Source organism: Parahaemophilus parainfluenzae (assembly GCF_001053575.1).
Taxonomy (GTDB): Bacteria; Pseudomonadota; Gammaproteobacteria; order Enterobacterales; family Pasteurellaceae; genus Haemophilus_D; species Haemophilus_D parainfluenzae_S.
The window spans coordinates 88,498-102,419 of record NZ_JVSL01000041.1 but is presented as its reverse complement, the minus strand read 5'-3'; the positions used below and the strand labels follow the sequence as shown (position 1 = coordinate 102,419).

The 13,922-nt window shown below is 39.1% G+C and carries 11 protein-coding genes; 5 read left to right on the top strand and 6 right to left on the bottom strand.

Annotated features, from left to right (window positions below; all coding sequences use genetic code 11):
• Nucleotides 1–17: 17 nt before the first annotated feature.
• Nucleotides 18–785 (bottom strand): TOBE domain-containing protein, encoded by a 768-nt coding sequence (locus tag AC979_RS09890; protein ID WP_049374035.1) that lies wholly within the window; start codon nt 783–785, stop codon nt 18–20.
• A 137-nt stretch (nt 786–922) separates the two neighbouring features.
• Between AC979_RS09890 and modA the strand changes: the two genes are divergently transcribed.
• The 3 genes from modA to modC all read left to right on the top strand — a co-directional run bounded on the left by modA (nt 923) and on the right by modC (nt 3,537).
• Nucleotides 923–1,684, top strand: coding sequence for a molybdate ABC transporter substrate-binding protein (gene modA, locus AC979_RS09885; RefSeq protein ID WP_049374034.1), 762 nt, complete (start codon nt 923–925; stop codon nt 1,682–1,684).
• A gap of 94 nt (nt 1,685–1,778) precedes the next feature.
• A complete protein-coding gene (gene modB / locus AC979_RS09880; protein ID WP_275042249.1) occupies nt 1,779–2,495 on the top strand; it encodes a molybdate ABC transporter permease subunit in 717 nt (238 codons plus the stop codon).
• Complete coding sequence (gene modC / locus AC979_RS09875; protein WP_049374032.1) at nt 2,482–3,537, top strand: molybdenum ABC transporter ATP-binding protein ModC; 1,056 nt, start codon at nt 2,482–2,484, stop codon at nt 3,535–3,537. Before modB ends, modC begins: the two co-directional genes overlap by 14 nt.
• Before the next feature lie 59 nt (nt 3,538–3,596).
• Here modC and dnaJ read toward each other — a convergent pair whose 3' ends face one another.
• From dnaJ to dnaK, 4 genes are all read right to left on the bottom strand, one after another.
• Nucleotides 3,597–4,733: a molecular chaperone DnaJ gene (gene dnaJ / locus AC979_RS09870; RefSeq protein ID WP_049370241.1), complete on the bottom strand. Its 1,137-nt coding sequence runs from the start codon at nt 4,731–4,733 to the stop codon at nt 3,597–3,599.
• Nucleotides 4,734–4,873: 140 nt separating this feature from the next.
• Complete coding sequence (locus AC979_RS09865) at nt 4,874–6,142, bottom strand: O-acetylhomoserine aminocarboxypropyltransferase/cysteine synthase family protein (RefSeq protein WP_049374031.1); 1,269 nt, start codon at nt 6,140–6,142, stop codon at nt 4,874–4,876.
• Nucleotides 6,143–6,215: 73 nt separating this feature from the next.
• On the bottom strand, nt 6,216–6,614 hold the full coding sequence (locus AC979_RS09860; RefSeq protein WP_049374030.1) for a GyrI-like domain-containing protein: 399 nt from the start codon (nt 6,612–6,614) through the stop codon (nt 6,216–6,218).
• 120 nt (nt 6,615–6,734) lie between these two features.
• Nucleotides 6,735–8,636, bottom strand: coding sequence for a molecular chaperone DnaK (gene dnaK, locus AC979_RS09855; protein WP_049374029.1), 1,902 nt, complete (start codon nt 8,634–8,636; stop codon nt 6,735–6,737).
• 269 nt (nt 8,637–8,905) lie between these two features.
• On the opposite strand from dnaK, the gene AC979_RS09850 reads away from it, so the two are divergent.
• Complete coding sequence (locus tag AC979_RS09850; protein ID WP_049374028.1) at nt 8,906–10,408, top strand: YdgA family protein; 1,503 nt, start codon at nt 8,906–8,908, stop codon at nt 10,406–10,408.
• Nucleotides 10,409–10,463: 55 nt separating this feature from the next.
• Here AC979_RS09850 and mgsA read toward each other — a convergent pair whose 3' ends face one another.
• Nucleotides 10,464–10,922: a methylglyoxal synthase gene (gene mgsA / locus AC979_RS09845; protein WP_049366078.1), complete on the bottom strand. Its 459-nt coding sequence runs from the start codon at nt 10,920–10,922 to the stop codon at nt 10,464–10,466.
• A 307-nt stretch (nt 10,923–11,229) separates the two neighbouring features.
• Here mgsA and aceE point away from each other — a divergent pair, with 307 nt between their 5' ends.
• Entirely contained in the window at nt 11,230–13,896 is a 2,667-nt protein-coding gene (gene aceE, locus AC979_RS09840; protein ID WP_049374027.1) for a pyruvate dehydrogenase (acetyl-transferring), homodimeric type, read from the top strand.
• The last annotated feature ends 26 nt before the right edge of the window (nt 13,897–13,922 follow it).

Sequence of the window (13,922 nt, the reverse complement as noted above, 5' to 3'; positions counted from 1 at the left end):
CCCTTAAAGAATGCTATTTATTTCAATGTTGCTAAGATAATTTGTTCTGGCTCCACATGTAACCACACTTCTTGTCCCACTTTCCAACCATCTTTACTATGAATACTCGCACAAAATTCAATTGAGCTGTCTTTTATTTGCAAAATCGCTTCTTCATTTTGCATAGAAAGAATGGTTGCTTGGAAAAGGTTGTTTTTTTCTTCTAATGGAGTCGCACTCACTTTCACCCAAGGCGCTTTAAACATCACCATCACTTCTTTTTCAGTAATGAGTTTTAGACGTTCAGCACTGCGTAGCGTGATCGAAACGTGTAATGGATGGGCTAAATCCTGAATATTGACTGCAACGATGCAACGGGAATCCACAATATGTTGGCTTAAAACTTTACCGAAAAATTGATTACGCGCGCTACTTTGTAAGGAGAATTTTGCTGTTGCTGAAAGCAAGCTGTTGAGTGGAATTGTCTCATCTTGCAGAATATGGAAGGCGTGCTCTTGTGTTTGTTCGAGCAAATCATAAAGCTGCAGTAAACGCTCAGCATAAGTGGTTAATGACGTACCGCCCCCATTTTTTCCACCAATATTACGTTCTAAAAGTGGTTTTGGGCTGATTTTATTCATCGCCTCAAGGTGATCCCACGCACTTTTATAGCTTACTTTGGCATTTTTGGCCGCTTGATTAATTGAGCCACATTCTTTAATTTCTTTTAAGAGGCGAACACGTTTTGGATCGATAAATAATTCTTGATGAAGTTTGATCGTCAGTAAAATTTCAGTTTGTTTCATCATCTCCTCCTAATACATAATTCTACTTATTTTACTTGATTTTTGTTTTTTTCTGTATGCTTATTTTAAAATTCAAGTTATAATTTTGCCGTAGTATATTTTTTTACATATAGTTTCATTTATATAGGAGATAAATAATGAAATTAACCAAATTTGCAACCGCACTTTTAATTGCAGGTATGGGCGTATCTTTCGCTGCATCTGCAAAAGTCACTGTATTTGCAGCAGCTTCAATGACTGATGCATTACAACAAATTGCGGATCAATACCAAACTGAAAAACCAAATAATACCGTGGTTTTCTCTTTTGCTTCGTCTTCTACTCTTGCTAAACAAGTTGAAGAAGGTGCACCAGCCGATTTATTTATTTCAGCTAGCAATAAATGGATGAAATATTTATCTGATAAAAACCTCACTGTAAAAGAAACTGAAAAAGTATTAGTGGGTAATGAATTAGTATTAATTGCACCGGCTAAAAGCAGTGTTAATTCAGTTGATGTTGCAAAAGGCGAATGGATTAAAGGCTTAAAAGATAGTTATTTATCTGTTGGTGATCCAGCTCACGTTCCTGCAGGACAATATGCAGAAGAGTCATTAACCAAATTAAATTTATGGGATCAAGTAAAAGATAAATTAGCGCGTGCAAAAGATGTGCGTGGTGCGTTAGCCCTAGTTGAACGCGCTGAAGCCCCTTATGGTATCGTGTATAGCACTGATGCAAAAGTGAGTAAAGACGTGAAAGCAGTAGGTGTATTCCCGAAAGATAGCTATAAACCGGTTGAATATCCAGTCGCGATTTTAAAAGATCATGACAATGCGGATACCCGTGATTTCCTTAACTACTTAGAATCGAGCGCAGCGAAAAAAATATTTGTTGAATATGGTTTCTCTGTGAAATAATGAGCTCAGACTTTATAAAGAAAGGACAGGAAACTGTCCTTTTTGTTATCTCTAAAGAAATTTCGTCATATCGATATATACACAAGGAAATATTTTGCTCTCTTGGTTTCAATTAAGCCCGATGGAATGGGATGCGATTCACTTAAGCATGAGTGTCGCATTGAGTTCTATGCTTTGGAGTTTGCCCTTCGCAATTTTTATCGCTTGGTTACTGGCTCGTAAGGAATTCTACGGTAAGTCACTGATTACAGGAGTTATTCATCTGCCTTTGGTGTTACCGCCAGTGGTAATTGGTTATTTATTATTAGTTGCCATGGGGCGTAATGGTTTCATTGGCAAGTATTTATATCAATGGTTTGGTGTATCCTTTGGCTTTAGTTGGAAGGGAGCGGTATTAGCTTCTGCAGTGGTGGCATTTCCATTGGTTGTGCGGGCAATTCGTCTTTCCTTAGAAAGCATTGATTTTAAATTAGAACAAGCTGCACAAACGCTTGGTGCTTCGCCTTGGCGAGTCTTTTTTACAATCACATTACCTCTTTCTCTCCCTGGTGTATTGGCGGGTTTAGTATTAGGTTTTGCTCGCTCTTTAGGGGAATTCGGGGCAACCATTACCTTCGTTTCCAATATTGCGGGGGAAACTCAAACCATTCCTTTAGCGATGTATTCATTTATCCAAACGCCAGGTGCGGAAGCTCAAACTGCACGACTTTGCTTGTTTGCGGTGATCCTTTCATTAATTTCCTTATTGCTTTCCGAAGCATTGAGCAAACGGATGCAGAAAAAATTGGGGCAGGGCGATGCTACACATTAATGTACAACAACAATTAGGTCGCCTGACCTTACGTGCGGATCTGCAATTGCCAACTCAAGGTGTGACGGCTATTTTTGGTTTGTCAGGTTCGGGGAAAACCTCATTAATTAATTTAGTGAGTGGCTTGACTCATCCTGATCAGGGATTTATTCGTTTAAATGACCGCACTTTGGTGGATGTGGAGAACGGTGAGAATCTCCCTGTGCATCAGCGCAAAATTGGTTATGTATTCCAAGATGCTCGTTTATTTCCGCATTACAACGTCAAAGGTAATTTGCGTTATGGCATGAAGCATGTCAGCCGTGAAGATTTTGACTATATCGTTCAGCTCCTTGGTATTGAGCCATTACTCAAACGCTATCCGCTGACTTTATCAGGCGGAGAAAAACAACGTGTGGCGATTGGGCGAGCCTTATTGACGGATCCTGATATTTTATTGATGGATGAACCGCTTTCTGCTTTAGATGTGCCTCGCAAACGTGAGCTTATGCAATATTTAGAAAGTCTATCCAAAGAAATTAATGTGCCGATTTTATATGTGACGCACAGTTTAGATGAATTATTACGTTTGGCCGATCGCGTGGTGCTGATGGAAAATGGCAAAGTGAAAGCCTATGACACCTTAGAAAATGTGTGGAACAGTCCGTTATTTGCCCCTTGGAAAGGCGAATCAGAGCAGAGTAGTGTGTTGGCGTTGCCCGTCTATTTACATAATCCAACCTATAAAATGACCGCACTTTCTTTAGGTGAACAACAGCTTTGGATTAACGAAGTGCATCATCAAGCGAATGAAAAAGTGCGTGTCTGTATTTATAGTTCCGATGTATCACTCACTCTCAGCAAGCCAGAACAAACGAGTATTCGTAATATCTTACGTGGACAAATTGTACAAATCGTTCCGCAAGAGAATCGCATTGATATTGCGGTGTTGGTGGAAGGGCATAAAGTTTGGGCAAGTGTCAGTAGATGGGCGTTTAATGAATTGCATTTCGCTCAAGGCATGGATGTTTATGTGCAAATAAAAGCGATTTCAGTCGTATAAAGTAAAAGTGCGGTCAATTTCAAAACAGTTTTAAAATTGACCGCACTTTTTGTTTAGGCTTACTTACCTAAGTTATCAAAGAATTTCTTCACACCGTCTAAAAAGCTTGAAGATTTCGGACTATGCGACTTTTGTCCTTTCAAACTTTCTTCCAGTTTTTCTAATAATTCTTTTTGTTCTTTATTTAAGTTCACCGGTGTTTCAATCACTACGCGACAAATGAGATCGCCTGCGTAGCCGCTACGTGTAGAGCTCACCCCTTTACCACGCATACGGAAGAGTTTGCCTGTTTGGGTTTCAGCAGGGATTTTGAGTTTCACTTTACCGTCTAAGGTTGGAACTTCAATCTCACCACCTAACGCAGCCATTGAGAAACTGATTGGCACTTCACAGTAGAGGTTATTGCCATCACGTTCAAAGATATGATGTTCTTTAACGTGAATAACCACATATAAATCACCTGCTGGTGCACCATTTTCGCCAGCTGCCCCTTCACCGCTTAAGCGTAATTGGTTGCCGGTATCCACACCTGCTGGAATTTTAACGGAAAGGTTTTTCTTCTTGTGAACACGACCTTCGCCATGGCAGCTTTTACATGGTTTTTCAATTTTCTTACCAGAACCATGACAAGTAGGACAAACCGCTTCAGTTACGAAGAAACCTTGTTGGCGACGAATACGACCTGAACCATGACAGCTTGGGCATGTCTCAACTTTTGATCCTTTTTCTGCGCCAGTACCATCGCAGCTATCACAGTGAGCAAGGGTATTAATCTGGATATCTTTGGTTGTACCTTTTACGGCTTCTTCTAACGTGATTTGGATGTCATAACGTAAATCTTCACCGCGAACAACACGCTGACGGCCTCGTCCGCCACCACCGAAGATATCGCCGAACATATCACCAAAAATATCACCGAAATCAGCACCGCTGAATCCGCCACCGAAGCCACCTCCTCCCATGCCGCCTTGTTCAAAGGCTGCATGGCCGTATTGATCGTAAGCGGCACGTTTTTCTTTATCACCTAGGATTTCATAGGCTTCTTGGATTTCTTTAAATTTTTCTTCTTTGGCTTTATCACCTTTGGTTCTATCAGGGTGATATTGCATGGCGAGTTTTTTGTAAGCACGTTTAATTGCTTTTTCGTCTGCGCCACGTTCAACACCAAGAACGTCGTAATAATCTTTCTTTGCCATAATGTTTTCGTTTTCCGTTTAAAAATATAAATTTAAAAAATTTTATTTTGTTATTGTATGGTATTGCGTTAACAATATACCTAAGAATAAAAATAATGTCGAAGTCAGAAATATCAAGGGTAAATTCGTTAATTTATGACTTATTTTGCTGCAGCGAATGCTTGCTCTAAGTCAGCTAAAATATCTTGAATATTTTCAATACCGCAAGAAAGGCGAATAAGTCCTGCAGAAATCCCCGCTTTTTCTAATTCAGCTTCAATTAATTGGCGGTGCGTTGAAGTCGCTGGATGTAATGCACAAGTACGAATATCGGCTACGTGTACTTCACGAGAGGTCATTTGCAATGCGTTTAACCATTTTGCCGCGGTTTCTTTGTCACCTTTAATCTCAAAGGAAATAACGCCACACAAACCGTTCGGTAAGTATTTTTGTTTGAGGGCATAATCTGGCGAACTTGGTAAGCCAGGATAATTCACTTTAACGACTTGCGGATGTTTTTCTAAAAACTCGGCTACAGCTTGTGCATTTTCATAATGACGTTGCATGCGAAGCGCGAGGGTTTCCATGCCTACATTCAATAAGAAACTATTTTGAGGAGCTGGTGTAGCACCTAAATCACGCATTAATTGCACGCGTGCTTTGACAATATAAGCTGCGGGGCCAAAGGTTTCTGTGTAAACCAAACCATGATAAGTTTGGTCTGGCGTGCTTAATTGCGGATATTTGCCGTTATTCCAATTAAAGTTACCGCCATCAGTAATTGAGCCACCTAAGGCAATAGCATGACCATCTAAATATTTAGATGTGCTGTGAATGACCACATTTGCACCAAATTCGATTGGACGACAAAAATAGGGGGTAGCAAAGGTATTATCAATTAATAATGGCGCTTCTGCAGCTTTTGCTAAGGCGGCGAATTTTTCAATATCCAACACGCGTAAAGCAGGGTTTGCAATGGTTTCAGCAAAAACGGCTTTTGTATTTGGACGAATCGCTTTTTTGAGTTCTTCAAGCGGTAAATCTTGATCCACAAAAGTCACTTCGATACCCATTTTTTTGAATGTATGGGCAAATAAATTGTAAGTACCGCCATACACATAAGAAGAGGAAATAAAATGATCGCCTGCTTCTAAAATATTCAACATCGCATAGAAAACCGCAGATTGACCAGAAGCCGTACACATTGTTGCCACGCCACCTTCAAGTGCCGTGATTTTTTCTTCCGCAGCATTTGTTGTTGGGTTTGCTAGGCGAGTATAGAAATAACCGGCTGCTTGTAAATCAAATAACTTGCCAATTTCTTCTGCAGAATCGTAAGTATAAGTGGTGCTTTGTACGATTGGTTGAACACGTGGCTCACCGTTTTTAGGGGTATAGCCAGCATGGAGGCATTTCGTTTCGAATTTCATTGTTTTTTCCTTTGTTGTGTTTGTTTTGGGGTAAAGTGCGGTCGTTTTTTATAAAATTTTACGCACTTTGAGCTTAGCAATGTGGTACAACAGCGATATAAATTTCTACCAAACCATCAGAGTGGTATTTTTCAAAATCCACCGAATAAGCCCGCTTAAGTAAACCTTGTTGTTCTTTTTTCCAGATTAGTTGCCATGTTTGATAAATTTCATCTACTTTGCAACGAAAAACTTCGTAGAAACTCAAATCTTCAATTTCAATCACCGGAATATCTGTCTCTAATATTACTTCACTTGCAATCGCAAAATCATAGTCTGCTAGGTGATTCGTAGCATAATTAAAATAGATGCCATAACAACAGTGACCTTGTGGTAGTTTATCAAGATTGTTTTGCCAAAGGGGTGAGATTATCTTATTTGCTATGTTGTTATTTAAGCGTTGTTGAACGATTGGGTAGAGTTTTAACGCCATTTATCCTCCAGGTTTATTTTTCCAGACTTCACTTTTTTAAATAAAGTCAGGAAAAACGACATTTAATGAATATGCCAAAAGGGCGTATCGCTACGCCCTTTGATTTAGGTTAAAGTGAAATTATTTGTTGTCTTTCACTTCTTCAAACTCAGCATCAACAACATCATCATTTGGTTTGCTGTTGCTTTGAGCTTGTTGTGCATCAGCTTGCTGTTGAGCCACTTGAACAAGTTTTTGAGCAACTTCTGCAAGCGCTTGAAGTTTAGCTTCGATAGCCGCTTTATCTTCACCTTTCGCAGCTGTTTCTAAATCGCTTAATGCACTTTCAATTGCTGCACGATCTTCAGCTGGAACTTTGTCACCGGCTTCTTCTAATTGTTTACGTGTGCTGTGTACAAGGTGATCTGCTTGGTTGCGAGCTTGTACTAATTCTTCAAATTTACGGTCTGCTTCAGCGTTTGCTTCTGCATCACGAACCATTTGTTGAATTTCTTCATCACTTAAACCTGAAGAGGCTTTGATGGTGATTTGTTGTTCTTTACCTGTACCTTTATCTTTCGCAGAAACATGGATAATACCGTCAGCGTCGATATCAAAGGTTACTTCAATTTGTGGCATACCGCGTGGAGCAGGGTTGATGCCTTCAAGGTTGAATTGGCCTAAAGATTTATTCGCTGATGCTTGTTTACGTTCACCTTGTAACACGTGAATGGTTACTGCACTTTGGTTATCTTCTGCTGTTGAGAATACTTGCGATTTTTTAGTTGGAATCGTCGTGTTTTTCTCAATTAAGGTAGTCATCACGCCACCCATGGTTTCGATACCTAAAGATAACGGCGTTACGTCTAACAATAATACATCAGTTACATCACCCGCTAATACACCACCTTGAACTGCTGCACCGATAGCAACGGCTTCATCAGGGTTCACATCTTTACGAGGTGCTTTACCGAAGAATTCTTCTACTTTTTGTTGTACTAATGGCATACGGGTCTGACCGCCCACTAAGATAACATCATCAATTTGTGATGCACTTAAGCCAGCATCGTTTAATGCAACTTTTACAGGTTCAAGTGATTTCGCCACTAAATCTTCTACTAAAGATTCTAATTTAGCACGAGTTAATTTAATGTTTAAATGTTTAGGACCTGTTGCATCTGCAGTGATGTAAGGTAAGTTCACATCAGTTTGTTGTGCAGAAGAAAGTTCAATTTTCGCTTTTTCACCTGCTTCTTTTAAACGTTGCATTGCAAGTGGGTCGTTACGTAAGTCAACGCCTTGTTCTTTTTTGAACTCATCCACTAAGTAGTTGATAACACGGTTATCGAAGTCTTCACCACCTAAGTGAGTATCACCATTGGTTGCTAATACTTCGAAGGTTTTTTCGCCACCTACTTCATCAATTTCGATGATAGATAAGTCGAATGTACCACCACCTAAGTCATAAACAGCGATAGTTTTGTTGCCTTGACCTTTATCTAAACCGTAAGCTAATGCTGCAGCTGTAGGTTCGTTGATAATACGTTTAACTTCTAAGCCTGCGATACGACCTGCATCTTTTGTTGCTTGACGTTGAGCGTCGTTAAAGTATGCAGGAACAGTGATTACTGCTTCAGTCACTGGCTCACCTAAGAAGTCTTCTGCAGTTTTCTTCATTTTTTTCAATACTTCTGCAGAAATTTGTGGCGGTGCAAGTTTGTCACCTTTTACATTTACCCATGCATCACCATTGTCTGCTTTGGTGATTTCAAATGGCATAATGTCGATATCACGTTTTACTTCAGCATCATCAAAACGACGACCAATTAAACGTTTGATTGCGAATAATGTATTTTTCGGGTTGGTCACCGCTTGGCGTTTTGCCGGTTGACCCACTAAAATTTCGTTATCATTTGTATAAGCGATAATTGACGGGGTAGTACGATCGCCTTCTGCGTTTTCAATTACGCGTGGTTTATCACCATCCATTACAGCGACACAAGAGTTTGTTGTACCTAAGTCAATACCAATAATTTTTCCCATGTTGTTACTCCTAATTAAATTTTAAATTCGTTGTAAACTATTACGATGAATAAGATGTGGATACTTTTTCGCATTTCAAGAGGCAAGATTTAAAATTTTTTCTTCCTTTTAAAGTGCGGTCATTTCCGTTCTTGTTTTACAAAATAAGTCCAGAGATGAGAAGTTCAAGGGGGGGGTATAAAATTATTTTTTAAAAATAAGAAAAAAGTTGTGATTTGTGATAAATTGCCAGCAATTTTAATCAACTATTAATTAACAAAGGAATCAAAATGAAAAAATCAACCGTAGCATTAAGTATCATTGTTGCCCTTGGTGTTGTAGGCCTCGGTGGTGCGTGGTTTACTGGCGAAAAAGCACAAACTGAATATTTACGTCAAATTGAGTTAGCAAACCAAAAATTCCAAAGTTTAGGTTTGTCAGATTCAGTGAATCTTGTTTATAAAAATAAGCAATTTGATCGCAGTTTCTTTACTTCTCAAGTGGAAGATGAAGTAGTTATTTCTTTACCAAAAGAAGGACAAGTATTTACCATTCCACTATCAACCAAGCTTTATCACGGTCCATTTCCGCTTAATCAGCTAGAAAAATTCAACTTTGTACCAACAATGTTTTCTGCACAAGGTGTGATTGCTAAAAATGAAACAACTCAGCCGCTATTTGATTTTCTTAAATCAGATAAGCCTGTTCAATATCAAGCTTCGACTAGCTATAGCTTAGCAACAAAAGGTAAAGTTGAATTAGCGGCAGGGGAAATGACGGATCCAAATTCTCCACAAAATAAGATCGCATGGTCAAATATCAACATTGGTTTTGATGTAGATAAAGATCGAGCAGGTAAATATGACATGACCTTAGACGAAGTGACTGCTGATTTAGGCCCTAGTAGTGCAGATGGGGAAAATAGCCAGTACGCTACTGCAGTTAAATCGGTAAAAATGAAGATGAAGGGCATGAAATTGGACGCTTCATTTAATCCAACAAAATGGGCTTATATTTATACAGGAAAAGGCTCTTCTTTAACTGAAAGCTTCGAAATGACGAGCACGGATTATGCTGGGAAAACAACGTCTATTATTGAAAAAGGTTTAAAAGCAACATCTGATATTTCACTTAATGGTGATTTTGTAAACTTAAAAAGTGAGAGTGCAGTAGATTCATTTGTTTTAGATGGAAAAGAGTTAGGGAAGTTAACTAACAATAGTGAATTAAATCATATTGAAGCAAACGCAGCAAATGCCTTGATTGAAGCTGTTTTCACGGTATTTAAGTCTGTTAGAGATGATAAAAATGTGAATGATGAAGTGGTATCTGAAATCTTAAGTTCATGGGTTGAAGAGCATGGTATGGCTATTTTTAATAATCAGCCTCAACTTAAACTCAACCCAGTATCAATTTCAGACAATCAAGGTAAAGTGTCATTAGATCTCAATGTGGCATTAGCGAAAGATCCAAAATTTGATTTAATGAAAGGAAATTTATATAAACAATTTACGGATTTTGCTGTGCATATTCATGTAGATAAAGCGACAGCAGAAAAAATCATGACACAATTTGCTCCAGAAGAAGATAAAGCTTTGATTAAAGAGAAAATTGAAGAGCAAGCCAAACAAGCAGCAGCACAAAATATTGTGGTGAATAACGATAAAAATGTGACACTTGCCTTAGTACTTGAAAAAGGCGAACTTAAGCTTAATGGTCAAGTGATTCCTGAAGAGCAGGTGCAAGGCGTGCTGTTTATGTTAATCATGAGCGCGGCAATGCAGGGTAAGTAATTTACGAGTAAATAAACAGAAAGGAGATAAAGTAATTTATCTCCTTTTTATTTGGTTAACTTAAACGTGCTTTTAAATATCCTTCATAATCGGGGATATCAATATTGATTTCTTGATCAAATAAGCTTGATGTTAAAAGAAAATCAGCAGTGCTTTGATTAATTGCTACAGGAATATTCCAAACAGTTGCAATACGCATAAGGGCTTTTACATCTGGATCATGTGGTGCCGCGTTCATCGGATCCCAAAAGAAAATCATCATATCAATTTTTTTCTCAGCAATCAGTCCGCCAAGTTGCTGATCGCCGCCCATAGGGCCACTTAATAGCGAGGCTATTTTGAGTCCCGTTTCTCTTTCTAATAGATGGCCAGTTGTACCCGTCGCATAAAGTTGATGGGGAGCGAGTGCTTCTTTGTGTTTCTTTACCCAATTGAGCAGATTTTGTTTACAGCTGTCATGTGCAACGAGCGCTATTCGTTTATGAGAAAAGATTGGGCGAGTTGTCGTGTTCATATTTTGTCCTCTAAAAAGCTCAAAAGCATGCGAACACTTTAGATCAAAGCGGGTAGAGAATGCAATATATAAAGTATGCTTTAATTTAAACTCAAAAATCCTTTAAAAATGACCGCACTTTTAATGAAGAGTATTGCAATAACACGAAGAAATGCATGAGAACAGTGAAAATCTACTATCTTTCTTGCAAAAAATCTTCTAAAATTTACAAGATTTGTTAAATGTTTGTAACATTGATTAACAAGCTTGATTTTCGTGTTTGGTCATGACCAAACTTCATTTTCACTCAGTAAAATAAGGAAAGACTATGTCAGATACCTTAGTAAACGATATTGACCCAATTGAAACACAAGATTGGTTGTCAGCTGTTGATTCATTAATTCGTGCAGAAGGCGCAGAGCGTGCGCATTACATCATCAATCAAGTGATTGATCAGGCACGTAATGGTGGTGTGAACATTGCAAAAGGTGGCGTAACAACCCCTTATGTTAATACCATCCCTGTTTCTGAACAGCCTGCATACCCAGGTGATAAAGCTATTGAGCGTCGTATTCGTAGTGCTGTACGTTGGAATGCGATCATGGCGGTATTACGTGGCCAGAAAAAAGATCTTGAATTAGGTGGTCATATTTCAACTTATCAATCTGCAGCAAGCATGTATGAAGTCTGTTTTAACCACTTCTTCAAAGCTGCTACAGATAAAAACGGCGGTGACTTAGTCTTCTTCCAAGGCCACGCGGCACCAGGTATGTATGCTCGTGCATTCATTGAAGGTCGTATTACTGAAGATCAAATGAATAATTTCCGTCAGGAATGTGAACCAGGTAAAGGTCTTTCTTCTTACCCACACCCGAAATTAATGCCTGAATTCTGGCAATTCTCCACAGTATCGATGGGTTTAGGTCCAGTAAATGCAATCCGTACAGCTCGTTTCTTAAAATACTTAGATAATCGTGGTTTAAAAGACACTAAAGATCAAAAAGTGTATGCTTTCCTTGGTGACGGTGAGATGGACGAAATCGAAGCAAAAGGTGATTTAACATTCGCAGCACGTGAAGGCTTAGATAACTTAATCTTTGTAGTAAGCTGTAACTTGCAACGTTTAGATGGTCCTGTAACGGGTAACGGTAAAATCGTTCAAGAATTAGAAGGTTTATTTGCTGGTGCTGGTTGGGAAGTCATTAAAGTTATGTGGGGTAGTGGCTGGGATAAATTATTTGCAAAAGATACTACTGGCAAATTAACCCAATTAATGATGGAAGTACTTGACGGTGACTATTTAACCTTCAAGTCTAAGAATGGTGCATACGTTCGTGAACACTTCTTCGGTCGTTATCCAGAAACCGCTGCATTAGTAGCAGATATGACAGATGATGAAATCTGGGCATTAAGACGAGGTGGTCACGATTCAGAAAAACTTTATGCTGCATTCCATAAAGCGCAAACTGCTGGTAAACCTGTTGTGATCTTAGCGCACATGGTTAAAGGTTATAAAATTCCTGAAGCAGAAAGTAAAAACACTGCGCACCAATCTAAAAAAATGTCTCTCGAAAGCTTAAAATCTTTCCGTGATCATTTCCAATTGGATATTAAAGATGAAGATATTCCTAACTATCCATACATCACCTTCCCAGAAGGTTCAGAAGAGTACAATTATCTTCACGGCAGACGTAAAGCGTTAAACGGTTACTTACCAAAACGTTTACCAAAATTCACCACTGAATTTAAAGTGCCAGCATTAGAAGAATTTGCCCCATTATTGGAAGAACAAGCTCGTCCAATTTCAACCACAATGGCATTTGTACGTTTCTTAAATACCTTATTGAAAGATAAAAATATTGGTAAACAAATTGTGCCAATTATCGCTGACGAAGCGCGTACTTTCGGTATGGAAGGTTTATTCCGTCAAATCGGTATTTACAACCCACATGGTCAAAACTATGTGCCTTCAGACCGTGACTTAGTGGCGTACTACCGTGAAGCGAAAGATGGTCAAGTATTACAAGAAGGTATCAATGAATTAGGTGCTGCATCATCTTGGTTAGCGGCAGCGAACTCATACTCTGTAAATAACCTTCCGATGATTCCATTCTTCATCTACTACTCAATGTTTGGTTTCCAACGTGTGGGTGACTTAATGTGGGCAGCAGGTGACCAATTAGCACGTGGTTTCATGATCGGTGGTACTTCTGGCCGTACAACATTAAATGGTGAAGGTTTACAACACGAAGATGGTCATAGCCATATTCAATCTCTTGTTATTCCTAACTGTGTATCTTATGACCCAGCTTACGTTTATGAAGTGGCAGTTATCCTACAAGACGGTATCAACCGTATGTACGGTGAAAAACAAGAAGATGTGTTCTACTACATCACCACATTAAATGAAACTTACGAACAACCAGCAATGCCAAAAGGTGCAGAAGAAGGTATTCGTAAAGGTCTTTATAAATTTGAAACCGTTGAATCGAAAGGCAACAAAGGTCATGTTCAATTATTAGGTTCTGGTGCAATCTTCCGTCACGTTCGTGAAGCAGCACAAATTCTTGCAAATGAATATGGCGTAAGCTCAGATGTATATAGTGTGCCTTCATTCACTGAAGTAGCTCGTGAAGGTGCGGATGCAGTACGTTGGAATATGTTACACCCAACAGAAACACCACGCGTACCTTACATTGCACAAGTCATGAACGATGCACCAGCTGTAGCGGCTACTGACTACATGAAATTGTTCGCAGAACAAGTTCGTGCATTCATTCCAGCACAAAGCTATCACGTATTAGGTACTGATGGTTTCGGTCGTTCAGACAGCCGTGAAAACTTACGTGAACACTTTGAAGTGGATGCGCGTTATGTTGTGGTTGCAGCATTACATGAGCTTGCAAAACAAGGCAAATTTGATGCGAAAGTGGTGGCTGATGCAATCGCGAAATTTGGTTTAAAAACTGAAATTTTAAATCCGCTTTACGCTTAATAAACAATATCCTGTGCGCTAAAACG